Genomic DNA, 24744 nt, shown 5'->3' with positions numbered 1-24744 from the left:
TTTCCCGGCAGGGGGACGCTCGGACCCAGGGCGCCCGGCCATGGGCGGCAGGCGCGATTCGCCGAGGACGGTGCACATGCTCAAGGTCATCGGCGCGGGGTACCCGCGCACCGGAACGCTCTCCATGAAGGCCGCGCTCGAACGGCTCGGGTTCGGGCCCTGCCACCACATGTTCGAGGTGATGAGCCGCCCCGAGCAGAGCGCGCTGTGGTCGCTCACCCCCGGCGAGGGCGAGGCGTCCTGGGACCGCCTCTACGAGGGGTACGCGTCCGCGGTCGACTGGCCGACGGGCTACTACTGGGAGGAGGTGTACCGGGCCAACCCGGACGCCAGGATCCTGCTCACCGTCCGCGACCCCCGGCGCTGGTACACGAGCGCCCGCGAGACCATCTTCCAGGCCGCCACCACGGTCGACGCCGCCGGGCAGGAGGCGCCCGAGGAGCTCGGCCCGGAGGCCGCGCAGGCCGTGGAGCGCCTGCAGAAGCTGCGCCGGACGCTGCTGAACACCATGTGGCGCGGGGCCTTCGGCATCGACGCCGACGCGGTCCCGGACGAGGCGACGGCCATCGCGGCCTTCGAACGCCACGTGGAACACGTGCGCGCGACGGTGCCCGCGGAGAACCTGCTGGTGTTCGAGGTGTCGCAGGGCTGGGAGCCATTGTGCGACTTCCTGGGCGTGCCGGTCCCCGAGGGCGAGCCCTTTCCCCGGCTCAACGAGGCCCAGGAGGTCAAGAAGCGCTTCGGGAGCGTGATCAAGGGGGAGGCGCCCTACTCCTCCTGAGGGCCCCTCCCCCGGAGGGGCGTCACCCCTCGACGGGGCCCAGACGCACGGTCCCGTCCTCGTCCACGCTCCAGCCGGGGTTGTGGCAGACCTCCCACACCACCCCGTTGGGGTCGGCGATGTGCCCGTGGTAGCCGCCGAAGTCGGCCCTCGCCGGGCTCTTGACGAGGCGGGCGCCCGCCTTCAGGGCCTGGTCGACGACGGCGTCGACCTCCTGCGGGGAGGCGACGTTGTGCGCGAGGGTCACCCCTCCCAGGCGGGCGTCCTCGGGCCCACCCTCCATGTCGGCGGCGAACCTGCCCGCCTCGAAGAGGCCGAGCACCGTGCCGGGGGCGATCTGGAAGAAGACGATCTCCCCCGGCACGTCCATGAGCGGGGTCCAGCCGAGCCCGGAGACGTAGAAGTCCCGGGCGGCGTTCAGGTCGAGCGTGGACAGGGTGATGAAGTGGACGGACTGGTTCATGCCCCTGATGATGGCGGTGTGGGGGGTGGCCGGTCTTGAACGAAACGGACAAGCGCGGATGCGGGTCCGCGCCCGTCGGCGGCCGGTCGTCCTACCGCGAGTTCCGGCCCGCCGGTCCCCCGGTCCCGGGCGTCTCGTGCGCGTGGGAGCAGCGGATCGCGCACGAGGGCGGGGGCGGGTACGTCCAGCGGGTGCTTCCCGACGCCTGCGCCGACGTGGTGGTCACCTCAGGCGGAGAGGCCCGCCTGGTCGGCCCAGCGGCACAGGCGGCCCTGGCCCGGCTGTCCCCGGGATCGGCGGTGCGCGGGCTGCGCCTGCGCCCGTCGGCCATCGGCCCGGTACTCGGGTGGCCCGCCGACGCGCTGCGGGACGCGGATGCGCCCTCGGAGAACGTCCTGCCCGCAGGAGAGGCGCGGCTCCTGGCCGAACAGGTCTGGAACGGCGACCCGCCGGAGCTGCGGCCGCGCCGACACTCCGACGCCCGCGTCCGCGCGGCCCTGCGCGCGCTGGGCACCCCGGCGGCGTCGGTGGGCGGCTGCGCCGAGGCGGCGGGGGTCTCCGAGCGGCACCTGCGGCGGCTGGTGTTGGAGGCGACGGGCCTGGACCCGAGGGAACTACAGCGGGTGATGCGCCTCCAACGGTTCCTGACCCTGGCCGACGGGGGCCCGGGGCGACGCTTGGCCGAGCTGGCGGTAGAAGCGGGCTACGCCGACCAGGCCCACCTGAGCCGGGAGGTACGGAGAATGTCGGGCCTGCCCCCGAGAGCGCTGCTGAAGGAACGCACCTCGGGAGTAGGGGCCGTCCTGCCAGAAGAAACGGCCTGAGACCCGCGTAGGGCCCACACCCCCGCGTGCGCGGGGAGCACGGCAGGGACTCGGCGGCGGGCTTGAGGACCTCGCGACCATCCCCGCGTGCGCGGGGAGCACTCGCGGGCGGCCGCCAGGCGCTCGTCGGCCTCGGGACCATCCCCGCGTGCGCGGGGAGCACCAGGGCGACGTCGACGCCATCGACACCTTCCTGGGACCATCCCCGCGTGCGCGGGGAGCACGCCGGGGTGGATGAGGAGTAGTGAGCCCTCCAGGGACCATCCCCGCGTGCGCGGGGAGCACCCTACTCCCCCGGGGTCGCCGCGGTCGAAGCCGGGACCATCCCCGCGTGCGCGGGGAGCACTGCCCGCCCTGCTCCTTCAGGAGCCGGGTGGCGGGACCATCCCCGCGTGCGCGGGGAGCACAGCAAGCGCATTTTGCGCTCGACCTCGCCCACGGGACCATCCCCGCGTGCGCGGGGAGCACCGCCGATTCGGTCGCGGCGATCTGCCACAACGGGGACCATCCCCGCGTGCGCGGGGAGCACACCCACCTGGTGCTGCCGCGCGTGCTGCTGCAGGGACCATCCCCGCGTGCGCGGGGAGCACGACACCTCCAGCCCGTCGATGATCGAGGCCTGGGGACCATCCCCGCGTGCGCGGGGAGCACTTCGTGGACCTGGGCGCCGCCATTTGGGACGCGGGACCATCCCCGCGTGCGCGGGGAGCACACCGCCTCCGCCACGGCGCTGGTCACCGTGTAGGGACCATCCCCGCGTGCGCGGGGAGCACTCCTGGTCCATCTCCATGACGGCGGCGGGCACGGGACCATCCCCGCGTGCGCGGGGAGCACGGCGGGCGGCCGCGCCCGCCGCCACCCGAACCGGGACCATCCCCGCGTGCGCGGGGAGCACGGCACCGGCGGACACGCCGCCCTGGAGCACACGGGACCATCCCCGCGTGCGCGGGGAGCACGAGTTCGTGGCCAGAGCGTCCAGGAAACCGGCGGGACCATCCCCGCGTGCGCGGGGAGCACGTTGACAGCATCGGCGGTGCTGCGGGGGTTGAGGGACCATCCCCGCGTGCGCGGGGAGCACGCGAACTACTACGAGGCCCGCGGGTGGCCGGCGGGACCATCCCCGCGTGCGCGGGGAGCACTCGCGCACGGCGTCCAGGAACGCGCTCCACTCGGGACCATCCCCGCGTGCGCGGGGAGCACGCGCAAGACCCGAACGAAGGAGATCCGGTGACGGGACCATCCCCGCGTGCGCGGGGAGCACGCGGGGGCGGCGTCGGCGGGTTCGTCGGCGAGGGGACCATCCCCGCGTGCGCGGGGAGCACGTGCGCTCATCCGAGCTGATCGCGATGGTGGCGGGACCATCCCCGCGTGCGCGGGGAGCACCCGGTTCTACCTGAAGAACGCGGGGACTCAGGCGGACCATCCCCGCGTGCGCGGGGAGCACGTCGAGTACAACCGCCCGAAATGGCTCGGGGGGGGGACCATCCCCGCGTGCGCGGGGAGCACATCAGATCCCGGGCGGCCGGCGGGGTCACCGCGGGACCATCCCCGCGTGCGCGGGGAGCACTACCAACCGGGCCTTGCCTACAGCATCGAGGAGGGACCATCCCCGCGTGCGCGGGGAGCACATGTACTCATGGTTTGAGGAGTACGCCCCCCAGGGACCATCCCCGCGTGCGCGGGGAGCACCCGCCGTTCTGGCCCTGCAGCCCGACCTGCCGGGGACCATCCCCGCGTGCGCGGGGAGCACGCCGACGCGCCCACCTCCCTGCCCGGGAACCTGGGACCATCCCCGCGTGCGCGGGGAGCACCGGCGGGCCTGTTGCTGCGTTTCCTGCTCGCCGGGACCATCCCCGCGTGCGCGGGGAGCACTCTTTCTGACCTGCAGCTATTCGCCAAGCAACCTCTTGTTTTGAACCACTTTACTGATCTGCCCGCCGCCCCGCCGCTCCTCGGCCGAAGATGTGCCACCAACGGCGCCTGCGCCTCTCATCCGCCGCCCTCTGTGCCTCTCGCGCGCGTTCGGCGCGTCCCTCTTCCGCCTTGCGCAGGTCGGCGGCCCTCCGCTCCCTCCATTCGGCCACGACCTCTTCGACGTCGAAGGGCATCATGTTCAGCGGCGGCCCGCCGGTGTGGAACTTGACCGTGCGCACGATCTGCTCGTTGATCTCGGCGATGATCCTGCGCGCCTGGTCCTCGGTGCGGGCCCCCACGGCCGCGGCCCGGGCCTCTTCGGCCTCCTTGCGGACGCGCAGCGCCGGGGGCAGCGGCGCCACGCCCTCCTGCTCGGTCTTGCGCCGCACCCACCACAGGTCGTCGCGCGGGCGGTCGATGTCCGGGATCGGCTTGCCCGCCCCCGGCAGGCCGTCGAACTCCCCGCGCTCCATGGCCTCGCGGACCTGCTGGTCCGCCCAGGACTCCCACTCCACCCCCGAGGGCTTGCGCTCGGTCATGGCCGCTCCCCCAACTCCGTGCTCCGCCGGGGCCGGGCGTCCGCTCCGTACCCGACCGACCTTCATGATACGTCTGTATCATGAAGGTGCGCCACCCCGGCACCGCCCTCGAAGACCCCCTGGAAGGAGCGCACCCCCGTGCCCAGAACCGTCGACCACCGCCAGCGGCGCGCCGGTATCTGCGACGCGCTGGTCCGCACCGCCGCGCGCGACGGGCTGCACGCGGTCACCATGCGGTCGGTGGCCGCCGAGGCCGGGGTGTCGCTCCGCCTGGTGCAGTACTACTTCGCGACCAAGGGCGGCCTCATGCACGCCGCACTGCTCCACCTCGAGGAGCACAGCCACCGGCGGTGGAACGAGCGCCTCGCCGCCCTCCCCTCCCCCGCCCCGGCCCGCGCGCGCCTGCACGCCTTCGTCGCCGAGGCGGTCCCCGACGACGAGGAGAGCCGCGTGTTCCATCTGCTGTGGACCTCCTTCGCCGTCCTCGCCATGACCGACCCCGCGCTCGCCGAGCAGCCCTTCGTCTCCGGCCCGGAGCGCCTTGAGCGCCAACTGGCCGACCTGCTGGAGGAGGCCCGCACGGACGGCTCCCTCCCCGCCGACCGCGATCCGGCGCTGGAGGCCACCCGCCTGCTGGCGCTCACCCACGGGCTCGGCACCGACGTCCTCACCGGGCGCCTCACCCCCGACCGCGCCCGCGCCGTCGCCGAATACCACGTGGACCGTGTCCTCGACGGACAGCCCGCCCCTTAGGTCCTGTCTGGAGTTCAGCGACGTCACGCCGAGTGGGCGCCCCCTCGTCGATGATCTCGACAAAAGTGCTGTCATTCCGGCGGATTTGGCAACACTTTCGTCGAGATCAACGAGGCGGCATGATTCCCCCATGCACGAGACCCACCCCCCGGCCCGGCCCTCCTCCGACGACCACGACGACGCGCTCCACTGGACGGGAGCCGCCGAGCTGGCGCGCATGCTCCGGGAGCGGCAGGTTTCGGCCCGCGAGGTCGTCGCGGCGCACCTGGACCGGATCGCCGCCATCGGTCCACGGGTGAACGCGGTCGTGACGGTGTGCGGCGACCGCGCGATGGAGGAGGCCGCCGCCGCGGACGAGCGCCTGGCCGCGGGCGCCGACCCCGGCCCCCTGCACGGACTTCCCGTCGCGGTCAAGGACACCCACGCCGTGGCGGGCGTGCGCACCACCCTGGGCTCGCCGGTCTTCGCCGACCACGTCCCCGACGCCGACGACCTGGTCGTGGAGCGAATGCGGGCCGCCGGGGCGATCGTGGTCGGCAAGACCAACGTCCCCGAGTTCGCCGCCGGGTCGCACACCTTCAACCCGGTCTTCGGCACCACGCGCAACCCGTACGCCCCCTCCCGCTCCGCGGGCGGCAGCAGCGGGGGCGCGGCGGCGGCGCTGGCGGCCGGGCTGGTCCCGGTCGCCGACGGGTCGGACATGGGCGGGTCGCTGCGCAACCCGGCGTCGTTCACGAACGTGGTCGGCCTGCGGCCGTCGCCGGGGCGGGTACCGGCGTGGCCGTCGGCGCTCCCCTGGGAGACGCTGTCGACGCCCGGTCCGATGGGGCGGACCGTCGCCGACACGGCGCTGCTTCTCTCGGTGCTCGCCGGGCCGGACCCCAGGGCGCCGATGGCGCTGCAGGAGCCCGGGGCGGCGTTCGCCGAACCCGCGCCGGGCGGGGTGCGCGGCGCGCGTGTGGCGGTGGCGCCGGGCTTCGGCGGGGCGCTGCCGGTCGAACCCGAGGTGGTGCAGGTCGTCGCCCAGGCCGCCGGGACGCTGGAGCGCCTTGGGGCCTCGGTCGAGGAGGCGCTACCGGACTTCTCCGGGGCGGACGAGGTCTTCCGGACGCTGCGGGCCTGGCAGTTCCATCTTGCCTTTGGGCCGGTGATCGAGGCGCACCCGGGCCAGGTCAAGGAGGCGGTCGTGCGCAACGCGGCCGAGGGGGCGGCGCTGACGGGTGAACAGGTGGGGCGCGCCAAGACGGGGCTGGCGGAGCTGTACCACCGCTTCCGCGTGTTCTTCGAGCGCTACGACCTGCTGCTGCTCCCGGTGAGCCAGGTCCCGCCGTTCGACGCCGGCCGGGAGTACCCCTCGGAGGTCGCGGGCCGGCCGATGGGCGACTACCTGGAGTGGATGGCCTCCGGCTTCTGGGTGACGGTGACGGGCTGCCCCGCCCTGTCGGTCCCGGGCGGGTTCACACCGGACGGGCTGCCCGTGGGCGTTCAGATGGTCGGGCCGCACCGGTCGGAGCGGCGCCTGCTCGGCCATGCGGCCGCGTTCGAGGAGGCGACGGGCCATGGGAGGCGGCGTCCGCGGCTGGGGTGAGCGGGGGCGGACCGATCACCACCTTGACGATGTAGATCCCTATTTCCGCTCACGCACGCTCCGCACGGTCGGCCGCCCCCTCTCCCACCAGCAGGGCCGACGCCGACGCGCGCAGGGTGGTGCGCAGTTCATCCTCGCCCATGCCGCCGGTGATCAGGCGGCGGAGCTGGCCCGCCCCTACGGCCCAGTTCACCAGGGACAGCAGCATGAACAGCAGCACCTCCGGGCGCATGTCCGCGCGCACGCGGCCGCTGCGCTGGGCCTCGGCGATCACCGCGACCTTGCGGCGGTAGCGCTCGGTCCGCCAGTCCTCCGCCGGGACCGGGCCCTCGGTGTAGTGCAGCTCCTCCCACATCAGCAGCCGCAGGTACTCGGGCCGGCCGCGGTTGTAGTCGTGGACGCGCACCACGTACTCGGCGAGGTCGTCGCCCTCCTGCAGCGGCACCTCGGCCGACAGCCGCGAGCAGGCGTCCGACAGCACCGTGGTGAACAGCTGCTCCTTGCCGCCGAAGTAGTCGTAGATCGCGCGCTTGTTGGCCTCGGCCGCGGCGGCGATCCGGTCCACGCGGGCGCCCGCGATCCCGTGGTCGGCGAATTCCCGTGTTGCCGCCTTCAGGATGCGGGCCTTGGTGGCGGCGGCGTCGTACCCCATGGGATCCACACTACATTTTCGAACCAGACGGTTCGTTCCCTCCGATCCGAGGTGTAGAGTCGCCCCCACCGCCAACCGAACCATCTGGTTCGTTCCATCCTCTCCCCTTCGGAGGCCGACCATGCCCGCACCGTCGACCGCGGAGCGACCGACTGGGCCCCGCCCCACGAGCGGCCCGGGAGCGGGCGCCCCGGCGGGCGTCACCGGCACGCTCACCGCCGTGCTCGCCCTGGCCTGCGCCGTGACGGTCGCCAACATCTACCTGAGCGCCCCGCTGCTCGGACTCGTCTCCGACTCCATGGGCATCTCCGCCGACCAGGCCGGGCTGGTGACCACCGCCGGGCAGCTCGGATACGCCTTGGGCCTGCTGTTCCTGCTGCCGCTCAGCGACACCGTGCGGCGGCGCCCCCTGCTGATCGCGCTGGTCGCCGGGACGGTCGGCGCCCTGGCCACCGCCTCCGCGGCCCCCGGGCTTCCCGCACTCGCGGCGGCCGTGCTGGCCGCCGGGGCCTTCACCGTCATCCCGCAGCTGCTCGTGCCCGTCGCCGCCGGACTGGCCGGCCCCCAGCGGCGCGGGCGGGTGGTCTCCGTCCTCCAGGCCGGGGTGTTCACCGGCGCGATCGCCGCGCGCGTGGTCGGCGGCTCCTTCGGCGAGTTCGCCGGGTGGCGCCCGGTCTTCGTCGCGGCGGCGGTGGCCACGGCCGCCGTCGGCGCACTGACCATCGCCCTGCTCCCGCGCGCGGCCGACGCCCCCGCGGCCGCCCCGGGAAGCGCGCGCCCGTCCTACCCGGCGCTGCTGGCGTCCCTGCCCGGCCTGCTGCGCGTCTCGGCGCTGCGCCGGTCGCTGCTGTTCCAGGGCGCGGCCTTCGCGGCGTTCAACATGGTCTGGACGGCGCTGGTCTTCCTGCTCACCGGCCCGGGCTACGGGTTCTCGACGCTCGGGGCATCGCTCTTCGGCGCCTTCGGGGCGTTCGGCATCCTGGTGGCGCCCGTCGCCGGGCGGGCGATCGACCGGTTCGGGACCTGGCCGGTGCGGGGCGCCGGTCTCGCGGCGATCACCGCCGGGGCCGCCCTGCTGATCGCGGCCCACCTGGGACCGCCCGTGGCCGCCGTGGGCATCGCGGTCCTCTACGCCGGGCTCCAGGCGGCGCAGGTCGGCAACCAGACCGCCGTGCTGGCGTCCAACCCCGAGGCCGGGGGCCGGATGAACACGGTCTTCATGTTCGGCACTTTCCTGGCCGGCGCCGCCGGGTCGGGCGTGGGCGCGGCCCTGTACGAGGCGGCCGGCTGGGTCGCCGCGAGCGGGGCGGCGACGGCCACCGTCGCGGTCGCCCTGGCGGCCTGGGCCCTGCTCACGGCCGCCGACCGCCGGCGCCGGCGGTGACCCTCTTCGCCTTGAGGCGTTCGGCGTCGGGCCAGCGGACCTTGTACGCCCAGCCCAGCTTCTCGAAGGCCCAGATGACCCGGGCGGAGATGTCGACCTGCCCCTTGAGCACCCCGTGGCGGGCGCAGGTGGGGTCGGCGTGGTGCAGGTTGTGCCAGGACTCCCCGAAGGAGGGGACGGCCAGCCACCACACGTTCCGGGAGCGGTCCCGGACCTCGAAGTCCTCCTCGCCGATGGTGTGGCAGATGGAGTTCACCGACCACGTCACGTGGTGCAGCAGCGCAACCCGGACCAGTCCGGCCCAGAAGAACGCGGTGAAGGCGCCCCACCAGGACATGGTCACCAGCCCGCCGATGAGCGCGGGCGAGAACAGCGAGAACACGAAGATCGGCACCGACCAGCGGTCGATGCGGGCGATGTCGCGGTCCCGGAGCAGGTCCGGGGCGAAGCGGCGCAGCGAGGTCCTGCGCTTGTCGAGGTAGAGCCACCCCATGTGGGCGTAGTAGAGGCCCTTGGCGACCGAGCGCCAGTCGTCGCCGAAGCGCCACGGCGAGTGCGGGTCGCCCTCGGCGTCGGCGTACTTGTGGTGGCGGCGGTGGTCGGCCACCCACTTGATGACGCTGCCCTCGAAGGCCAGCGTCCCCGCGAGCGCGAGGGCGATGCGCAGGGGGCGCTTGGCCTTGAAGGAGCCGTGGGTGAAGTACCGGTGGAACCCGACGGTGATGCCGAGCCCTCCGACCAGGTAGAAGACGAGGCCGATGGCGATGTCCGCCGGCCCCAGGGCCCACCCCCAGGCGAAGGGCACGGCGGCGGCCAGGGCCGCCAGGGGGAGGAGCACGTAGGCGAAGACCGTGGCGCGTTCGGCGCCGCCGCGGACCTCCGGGTCGAGGTCGGCCTCCGGCGCGCCGGACGCCCGCCGGTGCGCGGGGTCATTGGGTGCGGGGCCGTGGGGCGGGGCCGGTGTTCCGGGTGCAGCGGTCATGTCCCCCCTCTGCGGTGCGAACGTCGATTACCTACGACACCGTAACTTACGGTTCCGTAGGTTGCCAGGGCCGTCCGCACCGCTGCCGGGGGCGCCGGAGGGTGGGCCCTCCGGGCTCACTCCTGCGCCACGAGCGTGTTCTGGCAGGCGGTGAGGAGCCATTCCCCCTGCTCCTTGGCCATGACGTAGAGCGGGCTGCCTTCGGGCCCCACCCGTTCCCCGTCCGGGCCGCGGTAGGTCTGGCGCACCTTGACGGCGGCCACGTCCGGACGGATGAAGAGCACGCCCAGCACCTCGTACCTAGGCGTATTGCCCCGCATCGCGCCGGGGAGCACCCTGCGGGTGAAGGCGGCGATCTCCTCCCGGCCCACCAGCCGCTTGCCGTGCCCCGTGGTCCAGACGGCGTCGCTGCGGAAGTGCCGGAGGAACTCCTCGGGGAGCTCGTCGCGCTGCGCGCGCTCCACCCCGGCGACCACCTTCTCGATCGCCTCGACCTCGGCCTCCGCGTCCGCGGGGGCGTTCTCCGTCGTCTCGAACTCCGTGATGTCCATGGCCCCACCCTCGGACATCAAGTTCACTTCAGGTCAAGTCTCGGGGCGGTGCGGCCGCCGCCACCCCCGTGGGCCCCCGGCGGGGGTCAGCCCCCGGCCGCACCCTCCAGCAGCACGTGGGCCACCGCGCTGTCCGTCACCAGGGTCGACACCAGCCCGCTCGTGAGCGCCGCGCCGATCGCCCGGGCCTTGGCCTCGTCCCCCGCGCCGGCGACCGCGACGACCTCGGGCACCTTGCGCAGCTGCTCGGCCCGGATGCTGATCACGCGCTCGTCCAGGTCGCAGTGGACCGGCTCGCCCTGTGCGTCGATCAGCTGGGCCGAGACCTCCGCGCGCACCCCCAGGCCGGCGTAGCGGGCCCGCGAGTCCGGGTCGAGGGCCTGGTAGACCGTCGAGTTCCGCTCGTCCCAGCCGCCGATGGCCACCACCGCCGTGGTCAGCCGGTCGTAGTGGGCGAAGGCCGCCGCGATGCCCGGGTCGGCGCGCAGCGTCGCCGCCGTGGCCGCGTCGGGGAGGATGAGCGGGGCGTACACCGGGTAGGCCGGGCCGCCCGACAGCGACGCCGCCCGGCGCACCGTCTCCACCGACCCGCCGCCCTCGGCGAACTCCGAGAGCACGCCGTTCAACTGCACCACCGTGCACCGGGGCAGCTCGGCCAGCTCGGCGCCCACGGCCTGCAGCACCCGGCTCCAGGCCAGGCCCAGCACCTCGCCGGGGCGCACGATCTCCGGCAGCAGGCGCGCCGCGGCCGAGCCGAGCGCCCTGCGGGTCTCCCCCGGGTCCTCGGCGGCCTCCACGACGATGGCCCGGCGCAGGCCGTAGGCCTCCCGCAGCCGCTCCGACAGCGCGCCGTCGAGCCGCTCGGGCAGGCGCACGTCGATGCGCACGATGCCGGCGCCGCGGGCCGCCTCCAGGTCCCGGGCGACCTTGAACCGGCTCAGCCCGAACTCCTCGGCGATCTCCACCTTCGAGCGCCCGTCCAGGTAGAACCTGCGGGCGATCGCGGCCAGCCGCACCATCTCCGCGGGGCCGCTGGGGGCGGCCTCCTGCGCCTCACTCCGCCGTTCGCTCATATGCGCAGCAGTGTACTCGATCGAGCGACGCGCATTGACACCGCATTTCCGTTGGGTTTTCAATACACGAAACATCTGTGACCCATGCCGCTCACATGAGCGGCGCGGGTCACCCATCCCCGACCCCAGGAGACCCCTCGTGCGTGCCGCCATCATCTCCCAGCCCGGATCCGTCGCCGTGGGCGACAGACCCGACCCCGTCCCCGCACCCGGCGGGGTGGTGGTCCGCGTCGGCGCCTGCGGGATCTGCGGCACCGACCTGCACATCGCCGACGGCGAGTTCCCGCCCAGCCCCTACCCGCTGGTCCCCGGGCACGAGTTCGCCGGGACCGTGGCCGCCGTCGGCGAGGGCGCGCCCGGCGGCCTGCGCCCCGGCGACCGGGTGGCCGTGGACCCGTCCCTGTTCTGCGGCCACTGCGGCCCCTGCCGGTCCGGCCGCGGCAACCTCTGCGCCAACTGGGGCGCCACGGGCGACACCGTCGACGGCGCCTTCGCCGAGTACGTCGCCGTCCCGGCCGCCAACTGCCACCTGCTCCCCGACGCGGTCAGCATGCGCCAGGGCGCCCTCGTCGAGCCGCTGTCCTGCGCGGTGCACGGCGTCCGCCGCATCGGCGCCGCGGTCGGCGAGCGCTTCCTGGTGGTGGGCGCCGGAACCATGGGGCTGCTCCTGCAGCAGCTCCTGCAGGGCTCCGGCGCGCGCGTCACCGTCGTCGACCGCAACCCCCGCCGCCTGGCGATCGCCGCCGACCTGGGCGCCGACGCCACCGCGGAGGACACCGCCGACCTGGACGACGAGCGCTTCGACGCCGCCGTCGACGTCACCGGCGCGCCCCAGGCCATCGAGGCCGCGTTCTCCGCCCTGCGGCGCGGCGGGCGGCTGCTCGTCTTCGGCGTGGCCGCCGACGACGCGCGGGTGGCGCTGTCGCCGTTCCGCATCTACAACGACGAGATCACCATCGTCGGCTCGATGGCGGTGCTCAACAGTTTCGGCGCCGCGGTCGACCTCATCGGCCAGGGCGCGATCGAGACCGCCCCCCTGCTGACCGACGCGCTGCCGCTGGAGAAGTTCCCCGAGGCCCTGGACATGATGCGCGCGGGGGCCGGCGTGAAGATCCAGGTCGTCCCCGGCGCCGAGGGCGGCGCCTCCTGAGACCCGAAGCGATCGGAAGAGGCAGCACAGTGCACCCCATGCGCTCCATCCCCGTCGCCCGGACGGCCGCCATCGCCGCCGCCGGGCTGCTGCTCACCGGATGCGCCGGGGCCGGCGCCACCGGTTCCGGCGGCGACACCGTCCGGCTGACCGTCGCCATCGTCTCCAACCCCCAGATGCAGGACGCGATCTCGCTGCAGGACCGGTTCCGCGAGGAGCACCCGGGCATCGAGGTCGACTTCGTCTCGCTGCCGGAGAACGAGGCGCGCGCGAAGATCACCACGTCGGTGGCGACCGGCGGCGGCGAGTTCGACGCCGTGATGATCAGCAACTACGAGACCCGCCAGTGGGCCGAGTACGGCTGGCTGGAGAACCTGCAGCCCTCCATCGACGCCTCCGAGGGCTACGACGACGAGGACTTCATCCCCTCCATCCGCGAGGACCTCTCCTACGAGGGGGACATGTACTCGGTCCCCTTCTACGGCGAGTCCTCCTTCCTGGCCTACCGCAAGGACCTCTTCGAGAAGGCGGGGGCCGAGATGCCGGAGAACCCCACCTGGGAGGAGGTGGCCGAACTCGCGGCCGAGCTGGACGGCGTCGAGCCCGGCGTGTCCGGGATCTGCATGCGCGGCCTGGCCGGGTGGGGCGAGATGCTCAGCCCGTTCAACAGCATGCTCAACACCTTCGGCGGCCGCTGGTACGACCGGGGCTGGAACGCCGAGCTGGAGTCGCCCGAGTTCCGCCGCACCGCCGACTTCTACGTGGACCTGGTGCGCGAGCACGGCCAGCCCGGCGCCGCCAACAGCGGGTTCGGCGACTGCCTGAACCGGTACGCCCAGGGCCGGGCCGCGATGTTCTACGACTCGACCTCCATGGTGAGCACGATCGAGGACGACACCGCGGGGAAGGTGGCCGGGCTCAACGGCTACGCCCCGGCCCCGGTCGTCGACACCGACTACGGCGGCTGGCTCTACACCTGGTCGCTGGGCATCCCCGCCACCTCCGAGCACAAGGAGGAGGCGTGGGCGTTCCTGGAGTGGATGACCGACAAGGACTACATCCGCCTGGTGGCCGACGAGTACGGGTGGCAGCGGGTGCCGCCGGGCAACCGCCTGTCGACCTTCGAGGAGCCCGGGTACCAGGAGGCGGCGGGCGCCTACGCCGAGCCCATGCTGCAGGGCATCGAGCAGGCCGACCCCGCCGACCCGGGCACGCGCCCGGTCCCCTACCAGGGCATCGGCTTCCTCGCGATCCCTGAGTTCCAGGACCTGGGCACCCGCGTCAGCCAGCAGCTCAGCGCCGCGATCGCCGGGCAGATCACCGTCGGCGAGGCGCTCGCGCAGAGCCAGCGCTACGCCCAGGACGTCGGCGACACCTACAAGGAGGACGAGCGATGAGCGCTGCGACCGCGCCCGCGCGCGAGGCGCCCGCGGCGCCCGCCCGGCGGCCGGACCAGGGGCGGAGCCGGCGCGCGGCCGGGTGGGCGCGGCGCGCGCCCCTCCTGCCCGCCCTGGTGTTCCTGCTGGCCACCACCCAGATCCCGTTCCTGGCGACGATCTTCTACTCGCTGCGGTCGTGGAACCTGCTGCGGCCCGACTCCCAGGCGTGGGTGGGGCTGGCCAACTACGCCCGCGTCTTCACCGACCGCCAGTTCCTCGGCGCGGCGGCCAACACCGTCCTGATCACCGCCTCGTGCGTGATCGTGGCGATGCTGCTGGGGATCGGCCTGGCGCTGCTGCTGGACCGCCCCTTCCGGGGGCGCGGGGTGGCGCGCACCATGATCATCACCCCGTTCCTGGTGCTGCCGGTGGCGACGGCTCTGCTGTGGAAGCACATCATGTTCGAGCCGGTGTTCGGCCTGGTGAACTTCGTGCTGGGGCCGCTGGGCGCCGGGGACGCCGACTGGGTGTCGCAGTCGCCGGTGTTCTCGGTGGTGGTGGCCCTGGTGTGGCAGTGGACGCCGTTCATGACCCTGCTGGTGCTGGCGGGCCTGCAGAGCCAGGGGCGCGACGTGATCGAGGCCGGGCAGGTCGACGGGGCCTCCCGGTGGCAGATGTTCGCCTGGATCACCCTTCCGCACCTGCGCCGCTACATCGAGCTGGGGGTGCTGCTCGGGTCGATCTACGTGGTGAACACCTTCGACACCATCTACATGATGACCCAGGGCGGCCCGGGGACCGCCAGCTCCAACCTGCCCTTCTACATCTACCAGCGGACCTTCCTCGGGTTCGACATCGGCCAGTCGGCGGCCATGGGGGTCGTGGTGGTGGTCGGCACCATCATCGTGGCCACGCTCGCCCTCCGGCTGATCTTCCGGACGTTCATGAACGCACAGGAGGCGAGAACGTGACCGCCGTGAGCACCCCGCGCCCGGCGCGCCGTCCCCGCGGGAGCGCGCGCGGCGCCGCACTGACCGCGGCCACCTGGGCGATCGCGCTGCTGTTCGTCTCACCGGTGCTGTGGCTGGTGCTGACCGCCTTCAAGGAGGAGAACCAGGCGGCGACCGACCCGCCCACATTGTTCTTCCAGCCGACGCTGGACCGGTTCACGGCGGTCCTGGGCGCCGACTTCCTGCCGTACGCGGGCAACTCGCTGATCGCCACCGTCGCCTCGACCGTGCTGGTCCTGGTGCTCGGCCTGCCCGCCGCCTACGCGCTGTCGGTGGCCCCGGTGAAGCGCACGCAGGACGTGCTGTTCTTCTTCATCTCCACGAAGATGCTGCCGGTCGTGGCGGTCGTGGTGCCGATCTACGTCGCCGCGTCGTGGCTGTCCATGCTGGACAACGTGTGGACGCTGGTCGTGCTGTACACGGCGATGAACCTGCCGATCGCGGTGTGGATGCTGCGCTCGTTCTTCCTGGAGGTGCCCGGGGCGATCGTGGAGGCCGCCCGGGTGGAGGGGGCCGGGCTGCCCCGCATCCTGTGGTCGGTGATGCTGCCGGTGATGGCGCCCGGCATCGCCGCCACCGCCCTGATCTGCACGATCTTCGCGTGGAACGAGTTCTTCTTCGCGGTGAACCTGACCGCCGCCCAGGCGGCCACCGTGCCGGTCTTCCTGACCGGGTTCATCACCAGCGAGGGCCTGTTCGTGGCGCAGCTGTCGGCGGCGGCGGTCATGGCCTCGCTGCCCATCGTGGTGGTGGGCTGGACCGCCCAGCGGCAGCTGGTGCGGGGCCTGTCGATGGGCGCGGTGAAATAGGGGCCGACGGCGGGGGCGGCGGGCCGTGGGCCCGGCCGCCCCGCCATGATGGGGAACCGTCGGACAGTCCCGGTCCCGGTGGGGAGGTGCCCGGCACCGCCGCGCCGGGACCGCCGAACGTCGGGAGACACATGATCATCGTCTGCGGCGAGGCCCTGGTGGACCTCATCCCCGGGGACTCCCCCGGCGACTGGCGGGCGCTGCCGGGCGGCGGCGCCGCCAACGCCGCCATCGCCCTGAACCGGCTGGGCGCCCGCGCGCCCCTGCTCTGCCGCCTGTCGCGGGACCACTTCGGGCGGATGCTCCGCGCCCACCTGGAGGAGAACGGGGTGGACCTGCGGTGGGCGGTGGACGCCCCGGAGCAGGCCACCCTGGCCTTCGTCGCGTTCGACGCCTCCGGGTCGGCCGAGTACACCTTCTACGCGTCGGGCACCGCCGACTGGCAGTGGTCGCCCGTGGAGCTGCCGTCGGAGACCGCGGGGGCGTGCGTTCACGTGGGCACCCTCGCCACGGTCCTGGAGCCCGGCGCCTCGGTGCTGCGGTCGTGGCTGCGCGCGCGGCGCGCGGAGACCCTGGTCTCCTACGACGTCAACGTGCGCGCCGTCGCCTGCCCGGACATGGACGCCTACCGGGAGAACGCGCGCGGCTGGTGCGACGTGGCCCACGTGCTCAAGGCCAGCGCCGACGACCTGTCGCTCCTGTTCCCCGGGCGCGACCCGGTGGAGGCGGCCCAGGCGCTGGTGGAGGAGCACGGCCTGCTGCTCGCGCTGGTCACCCTCGGCGGCGAGGGGGCCGTGGCGGTGCTGCCCGGCCACGAGCCGCTGCGGGCCGCCGCGCCGCCCGTGGACGTGGTCGACACCGTCGGGGCGGGGGACGCGTTCATCGGCGCCTACCTGGCCGAGCTGGAGCGGCGCGGCTTCTCGGGCGGCCCGGCGGAGCTGGCCTCCATGGGGCCGGAGGCGGCCCACGAGGCGCTGGTGTTCGCCGCGCACGCGGCCGCGCTGGCGTGCACGCGCGCGGGCTCCTCCCCGCCGGACCGGGCCGAGGTGGAGGCCGCCCTCGGAAAAGCGGTCTCTTAGGGTGTTGCGCGTAATGGCCGTCACACCACCACGTCCCCTGGAGCGCACCCCCTGCGTGAGGAGCGCCCCCCGTCCCCTGAGGGAGATCGCATGGCACTCGTAGCGGGCGTCGACAGCTCGACCCAGGCCACCAAGATCGTCGTCCGGCGCGCCGAGGACGGCGCGCTCGTGCGCACCGGCCGCGCCCCGCACCCCGACGGCACCGAGGTCGACCCCGAGGCCTGGTGGCGCGCGTTCGAGGAGGCCTCCTCGGGCGGGCTGCTGGAGGGCGTCGAGGCGGTCGCGGTCGCCGCCCAGCAGCACGGGCTGGTGGCCCTGGACGAGGACGGGCGCGTGGTGCGCCCGGCGCTGCTGTGGAACGACACGCGAGCGGCCGGCGCCGCCGCGGACCTGGTCGCCGAGCTGGGCGGCCCCAAGGCGTGGGCCGACGCCGTGGGCAGCGTGCCGGTGTCCAGCTTCACCGTGGCCAAGCTGCGCTGGCTGGCCGCGAACGAGCCGGAGAACGCCTCCCGGGTGGCCGAGGCGGTGCTGCCGCACGACTGGCTGACGCGGCGCATCACCGGGTCGTCGGAGGCGGTGACCGACCGCGGCGACGCATCGGGCACCGGGTACTACTCCCCCGCCGAGGGCGCCTACCGCGACGACCTGGTGCGCCTGGCGCTCGGGCACGACGTGCGGCTGCCCCGGGTGGCCACGCCGGGCGAGGCGCTGGCGTGCGCCCCCGCGCCGGGCCGGGAGGGCGTGCGCGCGGCGGGCGTCGGCACCGGCGACAACATGGGGGCCGGCCTGGGGCTGGGCCTGCGCCCGGGCGACGTGGCGGTGTCGGTGGGCACGTCGGGGACCGCGTTCGCGTCGGTCAAGGCGCCCACGGCGGACGCGAGCGGCCTGGTGTCCGGGTTCGCCGACGCCGAGGGCGGCTTCCTGCCGCTGGTGTGCACGCTGAACGCGGCGCGGGTGCTGGAGGCCGGGGCGGCGGCCCTGGGGGTCGGCCGCGAGGAGTTCGACCGGCTGGTGCTCTCCGCCGAGCCGGGCGCCGAGGGGCTGGTGCTGCTGCCGTACCTGGAGGGGGAGCGCACGCCGAACCTCCCGGACGCGACCGGGCGGCTGGACGGCATCACCGGGGCCAACCTGCGCCCGGCCAACATCGCCCGGGCGTTCGTGGAGGGCATGCTGTGCGGCCTGGCCGACGCGGTGGACGCGCTGGCGGACAACGGCGTCCCGGTGGAGCGGGTGCTGCTCATCGGCGGCGGCGCGCGGTCGGAGGCGGTCAAGGCGCTGGCGCCCCGGGTGTTCGGGCGGCCGGTGCTCGTGCCCGAGGACAGCGAGTACGTGGCCGACGGGGCCGCGCGGCAGGCGGCCTGGGCGCTGCAGGGCGGCGCCGAGCCGCCGGAGTGGGGCACGGGCGCGCAGACCGAGGAGCGGACCGGGGAACCCGCCCCGCAGGTGCGGGAGCGCTACGCCGAGGTCCGTGCGCGGCTGGAGTCGCAGCAGGCGTGAGGAAGGGCGGCGGGGCCCGGCCCCGCCGCCCGCGGTGTCACTCCGATTCGGAAGGCGCCTGCGGCGGCGCGTCGGCTCCGCTCTCCTGGTCCTGCACGAGCGGCTCGCGTCCGCCCTGGTCGAGGCGGAACGGCGGGTAGGAGTCGGTCATGAGGGACGCGTACACCCCGACGCGGATGGCCCACCGCATGATGCCCATGAGCAGGTCGAACAGCCCCTGCGGATAGCGGGCCGTGAACAGCAGCGCGATCGCCACGATCAGGAGCAGCACGCCCGCCAGGCCGATCCCGCTCCCGGCCGCCTCCATGGCGGCGGCCCCGTACGCCTTGTCCTCGCCGTCCGCGGCGACGAAGGCCGGACCTCCGAAGAGGGCCATGAGGACCAGGTAGTGCGGGATCGCGAGCAGCCACCACTTGACCAGGACCAGCCCCCGCGACAGCCGCCCGGGTTCGGCGATGTACAGCCGCGCCGGGTAGTCCTCGGCCGGTCCGAGGGTGAACGGCGGGTACCGGTCGGTGCCGAGCATCGCGTAGCCGTAGTAGTCGACGCGCCACGACCAGCGCAGCACGCCGAGGTTGAAGCGGAAGATCCAGTGCGGGTAGCGGGCGTTGATCAGGATCCCGACGAACGCCACGACGGTGAGCAGCACGAACGCGACCCACAGGAAGACGAGGATGATGTAGTGCGGGATCGCCAGGATCCACTTGACCAGCCACATCCAGCGGCTCGGGTTGTCCAGGTCGCCTTCGATCCGGACCGGGGTGGTCGACAACTCTCTGCCCTCCAGACACAGGGAACACTCCTGCGCACGGCCCCGTGAAGAGCCGTCCCCCCGGGACGCCGAACCCGTAGGCGGCGGTTTCCAGTGGAACGCCGCGGGGCCGGTCCGTTTTAGGGGTGAACAGCCTCCAGGGCGGGGACCTTCGGGCACTCCGCCGCCGGGGCCGCCGCCCGGCGCGGTGCCGCACGAAAACCCCGTGAACCGGGCACGTGTGCGCTGCTACTCTCTGCGCGGGCCGGCCGTGGGACTTCGGCGCGACTTCCGGATTTCGCCTCTACCGCGAGCATCACGCAGTTCGCTCCCCTCCTCCCCGGCCGGCCCCCGACCCTGCGGAGCGGCGATGCGCGACACCCCGGACGGCGACACCTACACCGACCTGCTCGACTGCGAGGACGTGCTCAGGTTCGCCAACGCCGCGATCAGCGGGACCGGCCAGCGCGAGTTCCGTACCGGCGCCGCCGGACAGCGGCTCACCCTGGACTTCCTGCACGACTACGTGCGCGTCAATTTCCGGGACCTGTACGCGGCGTCCCTGGCGCTGGACGTCAACGACCACAACGCCGCCCGGATCGTGCACGGCCTGCTGTCGGACCCCGGCGAGCCCGGGGCCGCCGCACTGGACCGGCGCACCGAGGGCGCCCTCGTCTCGCAGCGCCTGGCGCACATGCCGCCCCAGCGCGTGTACCGCCTGTTCCGGCGCCTGGCCGCCGAACGGGTCAACAACCGGCGCACGCGCACCGTCATCGCACGGTGGATCTCGCGGCGGCGGGACCTGGCGTTCGACGCGGTCAAGTACCGCGCCGGGCTGACCGCCGCCGCCCGCCACGCGCACCTGCGCCTGCCCGGCGAGGTCTCCGCGTTCTGCTTCTCCCCGCCGCACCGGGCGGGTTCCTTCGCCACGCCCCTGCTGGAGTCCTACCGGGAGGCCCACTACACCGTCGAGGCCGCCTACGAGCTGCCGCTCAGCGTCGGCGAGGGATTCGCCGCCAAGCACGGGGTGCCGCGCAAGGAGTTCCTGAGCCGGGCCCGCGCCTCGGCGACCGGGGGTGAGCTGCTGCGGCTGGACCGGAGCCTGCGCGGACACGGCCTGGAGGGCGCCGACCTGCGGCGGGTGGGCCTGACCCGGCTGTGCTCGTACGTGCTGGCGCTGCCGGTCGCCGACCGGGAGGAGCGCCGCGAGGAGCTGACCGCGGCGCTCCGGGCCGCGGCCCGGCGGATCGCCGGAGGCCAGGCGGGCACGTGGGGGCCGACCGCGGCGGTGCTCGACGACAGCTACTCCTCGTTCGGGTCGCCGGTGAAGCGGAACCGGCCGCTGGCGGTGGCGCTGGCGTGCCACTTCGTGCTGGAGGAGCTCTCGGTGCGGTACACGCCGCACTGGGTGTCGGGGCGCCGCGACGCCCTGACCGTCCGGCCGGAGGGCGCGACCCCGCTGGCCGAGACCATCATGGACGCCCTGGAGGACGGGCCGGAGCGGCTGGTCGTCGTCTCGGACGGGCACGACGACGCCCCGCCCGTCCCGGCGGCGCTGCTGGACGCCTGGCGCACCCGGGTCGACCCGGACCGCCGGACGGCGGCCGTGCACCTGAACCCGGTCATGGACGCGGACGAGATGGAGCCCGCACGGCTGGCCGGGTCGGTGCCGACGGTGGGCATCCGGGACGCCTCGGCGCTCCCGTCGCTGGTGGAGCTGGCACGGTTCGGGGAGGGCCGGTCCGGCCTGGCCGAGCTGCGCGAGCACCTGGACCGGCGGGTGGCCGCCTACATCGCCGACGTGGACGAGAAGCGCACGGTTCAGGAGGTCCGATGACCGACCTCACCCTCAAGGGCCTGGAGACCGGCCGCGCGCAGGTACGGGGCGGAGTGCGCATGGTGCCGCTGCTCAGGCGGCGCCCTGTCGAGGGGCTGCGGCTGCACCCACGCCTGACCGGCGGCGACATCGCGGTCGTGGGGTCGCAGCGGCGGCCCCGCTACATCGGATACGTTCCGCACGCCTACGTCGCGACGTGGGGTGGCGAGGCGGCGTCGGCGGCGTACGGCACGTGGCTGTCAGAGGTGGAGCGCGGCGCCCCGTCCGGGGCGGAGGCCGAGCGTGCGGCCCGTGAGGAGGCGGCCGGGGCGCCGCCCCGGATCAAGCTGTTCGGGCTCCGGCGCCAGGTACAGCGCACGGACCGGACGCGGCTGCGCTTCCTGCCGCTGCACCTGGCGATGGAGGGGTATCTGAGTCTGCACTTCGGCGGCCCGGACATCGCGTGGAAGGAGTGGTCGCGCACGACGCTCCGACGGGGCCTGTCGCCGCGCGAGGAGGACTCCTACCTGGGCGTGCAGGTGCGCGGGCTGGCCGAGGCGCTGCGCACGTTCGAGATCGTGCGCGGCCAGTGCGGTGTGGCGCTGTACGTCGGGGACGAGTTGGCCTCCGTGGTCGTGACCCCGCACCCGGAGGACTACCGGGCGCTGCACCCGACGCTGGTGCTGGACATGTTCGGGGAGGCGATCTACCGGAACGCGACGTTCGTCGCCGAGTCGCCGCACCTGCACGCGCCATTGAGGACGCGCGGTGTGTCGGACCTGGCAGGGCTGAGGGCGGCGCTGGAGGAGCAGCGGGCGTCGTGGCGGGACTTCCACGACGAGACGATGCTGGCGCCGCTGACCGATGCCGATTACACGCTGACCCCGGTCTACCGCATGGGCGAGTTCCGGCTCGATCGGTTCCTGCCGTCGTTCGACCCCGCCAGGACGAACCACATCGGCGAGGCGATCGTCCGCGAGGACGGGGAGCCGGGGTACCTGAAGACGTTCGTGCTCTCCAACGCCCAGACGAAGCGGGGACACCTGCTGAGCAAGCTGGCCGCGGCGGGGTGGCACCTGGACGCGACCGCCGCGTCGTTGGCGACGGACCGCCGGGGGCTGATCACGCGCATGCGTTCGGCGGGGATGGAGCACCTGCTGAGGCAGGACATCCTGGACCGCTTCTGGGCCGGGAATCCGAATCCGTAGAGGCGGGTGAAGAAGCGGAAGGGGCGGTGCGAAGCACCGCCCCTTCATTCCCTTCCCCGGCCATGCGGGGCGCACTTCGTGATCGGGTTCTGCATGATCGCCGAAGCCGGTCCATCCCCGCGCACGCGGGGCACATCTCTTTGACCTGCTACTTCTTCGACCAGCAACCCTCATATGTGCGACTTCTGCGTTCTCGGCAACGATAACGCAGATTTCACCGCAGCCCGTCAAGCAACCGCGACCAATCCGCCCAGTGCCGCCGTCGCGATGAACACGCTCGACACGGCCCCCAGCGCCAACGGTCGGGCGCCGCTCTTCGCCAGGGTCGGCAGGTGCACCCCCGCCCCCATGGCGAACAACCCTGCCGACAGCAGGATCGTCTGCACCACTCCCCCGACCGCCAGAACGCTCCCCGGCAGCCACCCGGTGCCGCCCAGGGCCGCCGCAGCGAGGAACCCGACGACGAACAGCGGCACCAGCGGCGGGCGGCGCGGGGTCGCCCTTCCCGATCCCGAGTCGGCCCCGTCGGGCCCGGCAGCGGCGACCGCCCTCCTCCGCCGCCAGACCCCCAGTGCCACCATCAGCGGCGCCAACAGCACCACCCGCGTCAGCTTCACTACCACCGCCGTCGCGAGGGCCGTCCCGCCCACCGCGCCCGCGGCCGCCGCCACCTGGCCCACCTCGTGCACGCTCGCGCCGATCCACATGCCCGTCAGGTCAGGCCCCAGCCCGAACGCCGCCGCAAGGGCGGGCAGCACCGGGATCGCGACGGTCCCGAACACGGTCACCAGGGCGACCGCCGTCGCCACGTCATCGTCGTCGCCGCCCACCGCGTCGTTGGCCGCCGCGACCGCCGACGCCCCGCACACCGACACCCCGGCCGCGATGAGCATCCGCCGTTCGGGGCCGATGCCCAGCACGCGCCCCATCGCCACCGTGGCGCCGAACGTCGCCACCAGCCCCCCGGCCACCACGAGCAGCACCGGGCCGCCCAGGGCCAGCACGTCCGGCAGCGACAGCCCCAGCCCGAGGAGCACGATCCCGGCGCGCATCGGCGTCTTCGCCGCCGCCTTCAACCCCGGCCGGGCGCGGTCGGGCACCAGGCCGACATTGGCCAGGACCGCCCCGAGGACCAGTGCGACGACCAGTGCGCCCGCGCCGGGCATGATCGCGTGCACGCCCATCGCCGCCGCCACGCCCGCCGCGACGAGCAGGGCCCCGGGCAGGAGCGGGGCGAGCCGCACGCGCATCCGCGAGGGGGATAAACCGCAGGAAGGGGACTTCTTGAGCATGCCCCCCACGCTCCCGCCACCGCTCCCCCTCCGGTAGCCGCCGCTCCCGGGGAAGGACATGCAGTGACTGCATATTTCTCCGCCCGGGGACCAAGGGCGGGAGTCCACAGTGGTGAAAACGCCAGGCCGACAGTGATCGTGTGGTGAAACCACCGCCCCGAATGCCCTGGCCGCCCGGGACAGGCGCCCCGGCGGCCGGAAAACCCGTTGCCTCGCCGTGGAAGGCGCCGGCAGCGTACTCACGCGTTCCCGGTGCGAAGACGGCGGATACTTCATTGGGATCCAGGGGTCGCAGGTTCGAGTCCTGCCACCGGCACGGCCGGTGTAGCTCAGATGGGAGAGCGCTGGGGTAAGAGACCGCCGTCGACCTCCCGACCTCGGGAGCGCGCTTCCGGAATCGGCTCCTCCCGCCGCGGGAGGAGCCGTTCCCCGTCTGGGCTCCCCCTCAGAGGCCCTGCTCCCTCAGCCACGTGATCAGGTCGTCCTCGCGGCGCCCCGCCTCCTCCTCGTTCCACGCGCCGAACTCGCGCGAATCGACGAGCCGGCCGTCGCGGAGGAACACCACGCGGTCGGCGCGGGCGGCGCACGCCGGGTCGTGCGTCACCATGACGATCGTCGCGCCCCCGGCGTGCACATCGGTCAGCGCGTCCATGACCTCCTTCGTCATGCTGCTGTTCAGCGCGCCCGTCGGCTCGTCCGCGAACAGGACGGACGGCTCGCACGCGAGCGACCTGCAGATCGAGGCCCGCTGCAGCTGTCCCCCGGAGACCTGGGTGATCCCGTGCCGCCCGACATGGGCGATCCCGAACCGCTCCATCAGCCCGTCCCCCCTGGCCGCCGCCTCCGCCGCCTGCCGCTTGCCCGACGCCGCCTTGAGGGCCGGCAAGAGGATGTTGTCGCGCACGTTCAGGGTGCGCAGGAAGGAGGCCTGCTGGAAGACCAGTCCCACCCGCGTCAGCCTGACCCGGCTCATCTCCCGGTCGCCGAGCGAGGTCAGGTCCCGCCCCTCCAGCAGGGCCCGCCCGCCGGTCGGGCGGTCCATGCCGCTGAGGTTGTACAGCAGCGTCGACTTCCCCGAACCGGACGCCCCCATCACGGCGAGGAACCCGCCCCGCCGCACGGCCAGGTCGATCCCGCTGACGACCTCGCTCGGAGGGTCGGTGGAGTAGTACGTCTTCGCCAGGTCACGGCACTCCAGTGCCGTCGGCGCCTGTGTCACGGCCTGCGCCGTGGTCGCTCCCGTCATCGT

The 24744-nt window shown here is 73.8% G+C and carries 22 protein-coding genes and 1 CRISPR repeat array; of the genes, 13 read left to right on the top strand and 9 right to left on the bottom strand.

The genetic code is table 11. The features are described from left to right. The first annotated feature begins 76 nt into the window (after positions 1 to 76). Positions 77 to 781, top strand: coding sequence for a sulfotransferase family protein (locus O4U47_RS05690; RefSeq protein ID WP_270676483.1), 705 nt, complete (start codon positions 77 to 79; stop codon positions 779 to 781). Positions 782 to 803: 22 nt separating this feature from the next. Here the strand turns inward: O4U47_RS05690 and O4U47_RS05685 are convergent, their stop codons facing one another. Further along, on the bottom strand, positions 804 to 1244 hold the full coding sequence (locus tag O4U47_RS05685) for a VOC family protein (protein WP_270676482.1): 441 nt from the start codon (positions 1242 to 1244) through the stop codon (positions 804 to 806). Positions 1245 to 1279: 35 nt separating this feature from the next. Here O4U47_RS05685 and O4U47_RS05680 point away from each other — a divergent pair, with 35 nt between their 5' ends. Continuing rightward, the gene (locus tag O4U47_RS05680; RefSeq protein WP_270676481.1) at positions 1280 to 2068 is read left to right on the top strand and encodes a helix-turn-helix domain-containing protein; all 789 of its coding nucleotides are present in this window, start codon (positions 1280 to 1282) and stop codon (positions 2066 to 2068) included. A gap of 12 nt (positions 2069 to 2080) precedes the next feature. Further along, positions 2081 to 3940: a CRISPR direct-repeat array (repeat unit 29 nt; unit sequence GGGACCATCCCCGCGTGCGCGGGGAGCAC). Between the two features lie 50 nt (positions 3941 to 3990). On the opposite strand, the gene O4U47_RS05675 is transcribed toward O4U47_RS05680, so the two are convergent. Next, a complete protein-coding gene (locus O4U47_RS05675; protein WP_270676480.1) occupies positions 3991 to 4521 on the bottom strand; it encodes a DnaJ family domain-containing protein in 531 nt (176 codons plus the stop codon). A 138-nt stretch (positions 4522 to 4659) separates the two neighbouring features. On the opposite strand from O4U47_RS05675, the gene O4U47_RS05670 reads away from it, so the two are divergent. Both O4U47_RS05670 and O4U47_RS05665 read left to right on the top strand, forming a co-directional pair. Then, positions 4660 to 5274, top strand: a complete 615-nt coding sequence (locus tag O4U47_RS05670) for a TetR/AcrR family transcriptional regulator (RefSeq protein ID WP_270676479.1) — start codon at positions 4660 to 4662, stop codon at positions 5272 to 5274. Between the two features lie 130 nt (positions 5275 to 5404). Beyond that, the gene (locus O4U47_RS05665; RefSeq protein WP_270676478.1) at positions 5405 to 6862 is read left to right on the top strand and encodes an amidase; all 1458 of its coding nucleotides are present in this window, start codon (positions 5405 to 5407) and stop codon (positions 6860 to 6862) included. Between the two features lie 49 nt (positions 6863 to 6911). Here the strand turns inward: O4U47_RS05665 and O4U47_RS05660 are convergent, their stop codons facing one another. Further along, a complete protein-coding gene (locus O4U47_RS05660; RefSeq protein WP_270676477.1) occupies positions 6912 to 7514 on the bottom strand; it encodes a TetR family transcriptional regulator in 603 nt (200 codons plus the stop codon). A 121-nt stretch (positions 7515 to 7635) separates the two neighbouring features. On the opposite strand from O4U47_RS05660, the gene O4U47_RS05655 reads away from it, so the two are divergent. After that, a complete protein-coding gene (locus O4U47_RS05655) occupies positions 7636 to 8898 on the top strand; it encodes an MFS transporter (protein WP_270676476.1) in 1263 nt (420 codons plus the stop codon). Here O4U47_RS05655 and O4U47_RS05650 read toward each other — a convergent pair. From O4U47_RS05650 to O4U47_RS05640, 3 genes are all read right to left on the bottom strand, one after another. Continuing rightward, the gene (locus O4U47_RS05650; protein ID WP_270676475.1) at positions 8867 to 9880 is read right to left on the bottom strand and encodes an acyl-CoA desaturase; all 1014 of its coding nucleotides are present in this window, start codon (positions 9878 to 9880) and stop codon (positions 8867 to 8869) included. The two genes, O4U47_RS05655 and O4U47_RS05650, sit on opposite strands and share 32 nt — an antisense overlap. A gap of 116 nt (positions 9881 to 9996) precedes the next feature. Next, positions 9997 to 10431, bottom strand: a complete 435-nt coding sequence (locus tag O4U47_RS05645; protein ID WP_270676474.1) for an SgcJ/EcaC family oxidoreductase — start codon at positions 10429 to 10431, stop codon at positions 9997 to 9999. A gap of 86 nt (positions 10432 to 10517) precedes the next feature. Continuing rightward, the gene (locus O4U47_RS05640; protein ID WP_270676556.1) at positions 10518 to 11450 is read right to left on the bottom strand and encodes a sugar-binding transcriptional regulator; all 933 of its coding nucleotides are present in this window, start codon (positions 11448 to 11450) and stop codon (positions 10518 to 10520) included. Between the two features lie 193 nt (positions 11451 to 11643). Between O4U47_RS05640 and O4U47_RS05635 the strand changes: the two genes are divergently transcribed. From O4U47_RS05635 to xylB, 6 genes are all read left to right on the top strand, one after another. Beyond that, positions 11644 to 12654: a zinc-dependent alcohol dehydrogenase family protein gene (locus tag O4U47_RS05635; RefSeq protein WP_270676473.1), complete on the top strand. Its 1011-nt coding sequence runs from the start codon at positions 11644 to 11646 to the stop codon at positions 12652 to 12654. 38 nt (positions 12655 to 12692) lie between these two features. After that, complete coding sequence (locus tag O4U47_RS05630) at positions 12693 to 14051, top strand: ABC transporter substrate-binding protein (RefSeq protein ID WP_270676472.1); 1359 nt, start codon at positions 12693 to 12695, stop codon at positions 14049 to 14051. After that, positions 14048 to 15004 carry a carbohydrate ABC transporter permease gene (locus O4U47_RS05625; RefSeq protein ID WP_270676471.1) on the top strand — a complete coding sequence of 319 codons (957 nt, stop codon included), beginning with the start codon at positions 14048 to 14050 and terminating at the stop codon, positions 15002 to 15004. The genes O4U47_RS05630 and O4U47_RS05625 overlap by 4 nt, the downstream gene beginning before the upstream one ends. Further along, the gene (locus O4U47_RS05620; protein WP_270676470.1) at positions 15001 to 15852 is read left to right on the top strand and encodes a carbohydrate ABC transporter permease; all 852 of its coding nucleotides are present in this window, start codon (positions 15001 to 15003) and stop codon (positions 15850 to 15852) included. Before O4U47_RS05625 ends, O4U47_RS05620 begins: the two co-directional genes overlap by 4 nt. A gap of 131 nt (positions 15853 to 15983) precedes the next feature. After that, a complete protein-coding gene (locus tag O4U47_RS05615; protein ID WP_270676469.1) occupies positions 15984 to 16931 on the top strand; it encodes a PfkB family carbohydrate kinase in 948 nt (315 codons plus the stop codon). A 90-nt stretch (positions 16932 to 17021) separates the two neighbouring features. Beyond that, positions 17022 to 18428, top strand: coding sequence for a xylulokinase (xylB, locus tag O4U47_RS05610; protein WP_270676468.1), 1407 nt, complete (start codon positions 17022 to 17024; stop codon positions 18426 to 18428). A gap of 37 nt (positions 18429 to 18465) precedes the next feature. On the opposite strand, the gene O4U47_RS05605 is transcribed toward xylB, so the two are convergent. After that, on the bottom strand, positions 18466 to 19200 hold the full coding sequence (locus tag O4U47_RS05605; RefSeq protein ID WP_270676467.1) for a DUF4389 domain-containing protein: 735 nt from the start codon (positions 19198 to 19200) through the stop codon (positions 18466 to 18468). A gap of 349 nt (positions 19201 to 19549) precedes the next feature. Between O4U47_RS05605 and O4U47_RS05600 the strand changes: the two genes are divergently transcribed. Together O4U47_RS05600 and O4U47_RS05595 are read left to right on the top strand one after the other, a co-directional pair. After that, positions 19550 to 21016: a hypothetical protein gene (locus O4U47_RS05600; RefSeq protein ID WP_270676466.1), complete on the top strand. Its 1467-nt coding sequence runs from the start codon at positions 19550 to 19552 to the stop codon at positions 21014 to 21016. Continuing rightward, positions 21013 to 22203, top strand: a complete 1191-nt coding sequence (locus tag O4U47_RS05595; protein WP_270676465.1) for an ARPP-2 domain-containing protein — start codon at positions 21013 to 21015, stop codon at positions 22201 to 22203. Before O4U47_RS05600 ends, O4U47_RS05595 begins: the two co-directional genes overlap by 4 nt. Positions 22204 to 22430: 227 nt before the next feature. On the opposite strand, the gene O4U47_RS05590 is transcribed toward O4U47_RS05595, so the two are convergent. Then, on the bottom strand, positions 22431 to 23495 hold the full coding sequence (locus O4U47_RS05590; protein WP_270676464.1) for a YeiH family protein: 1065 nt from the start codon (positions 23493 to 23495) through the stop codon (positions 22431 to 22433). A gap of 445 nt (positions 23496 to 23940) precedes the next feature. Beyond that, positions 23941 to 24741, bottom strand: a complete 801-nt coding sequence (locus O4U47_RS05585; protein ID WP_270676463.1) for an ABC transporter ATP-binding protein — start codon at positions 24739 to 24741, stop codon at positions 23941 to 23943. Positions 24742 to 24744: the final 3 nt, after the last annotated feature.

The sequence above is a fragment of the Nocardiopsis suaedae genome, assembly GCF_027706745.1.
GTDB classification, from domain to species: domain Bacteria; phylum Actinomycetota; class Actinomycetes; order Streptosporangiales; family Streptosporangiaceae; genus Nocardiopsis_A; species Nocardiopsis_A suaedae.
Note: the sequence above shows the minus strand (reverse complement) of the source record. Positions and strands in the feature narration are given on the sequence as shown.

Bases quoted from the DNA above. Each gene is read 5' to 3' on its own strand.
- xylB (WP_270676468.1), top strand. From the start codon at position 17,022: ATGGCACTCGTAGCGGGCGTCGACAGCTCGACCCAGGCCACCAAGATC.
- O4U47_RS05590 (WP_270676464.1), bottom strand. From the start codon at position 23,495: ATGCTCAAGAAGTCCCCTTCCTGCGGTTTATCCCCCTCGCGGATGCGC.
- O4U47_RS05655 (WP_270676476.1), top strand. From the start codon at position 7,636: ATGCCCGCACCGTCGACCGCGGAGCGACCGACTGGGCCCCGCCCCACG.
- O4U47_RS05640 (WP_270676556.1), bottom strand. From the start codon at position 11,450: ATGGTGCGGCTGGCCGCGATCGCCCGCAGGTTCTACCTGGACGGGCGC.
- O4U47_RS05615 (WP_270676469.1), top strand. From the start codon at position 15,984: ATGATCATCGTCTGCGGCGAGGCCCTGGTGGACCTCATCCCCGGGGAC.
- O4U47_RS05685 (WP_270676482.1), bottom strand. From the start codon at position 1,244: ATGAACCAGTCCGTCCACTTCATCACCCTGTCCACGCTCGACCTGAAC.
- O4U47_RS05665 (WP_270676478.1), top strand. From the start codon at position 5,405: ATGCACGAGACCCACCCCCCGGCCCGGCCCTCCTCCGACGACCACGAC.
- O4U47_RS05690 (WP_270676483.1), top strand. From the start codon at position 77: ATGCTCAAGGTCATCGGCGCGGGGTACCCGCGCACCGGAACGCTCTCC.
- O4U47_RS05595 (WP_270676465.1), top strand. From the start codon at position 21,013: ATGACCGACCTCACCCTCAAGGGCCTGGAGACCGGCCGCGCGCAGGTA.
- O4U47_RS05585 (WP_270676463.1), bottom strand. From the start codon at position 24,741: ATGACGGGAGCGACCACGGCGCAGGCCGTGACACAGGCGCCGACGGCA.
- O4U47_RS05645 (WP_270676474.1), bottom strand. From the start codon at position 10,431: ATGGACATCACGGAGTTCGAGACGACGGAGAACGCCCCCGCGGACGCG.
- O4U47_RS05650 (WP_270676475.1), bottom strand. From the start codon at position 9,880: ATGACCGCTGCACCCGGAACACCGGCCCCGCCCCACGGCCCCGCACCC.
- O4U47_RS05600 (WP_270676466.1), top strand. From the start codon at position 19,550: ATGCGCGACACCCCGGACGGCGACACCTACACCGACCTGCTCGACTGC.
- O4U47_RS05660 (WP_270676477.1), bottom strand. From the start codon at position 7,514: ATGGGGTACGACGCCGCCGCCACCAAGGCCCGCATCCTGAAGGCGGCA.
- O4U47_RS05630 (WP_270676472.1), top strand. From the start codon at position 12,693: ATGCGCTCCATCCCCGTCGCCCGGACGGCCGCCATCGCCGCCGCCGGG.
- O4U47_RS05675 (WP_270676480.1), bottom strand. From the start codon at position 4,521: ATGACCGAGCGCAAGCCCTCGGGGGTGGAGTGGGAGTCCTGGGCGGAC.
- O4U47_RS05625 (WP_270676471.1), top strand. From the start codon at position 14,048: ATGAGCGCTGCGACCGCGCCCGCGCGCGAGGCGCCCGCGGCGCCCGCC.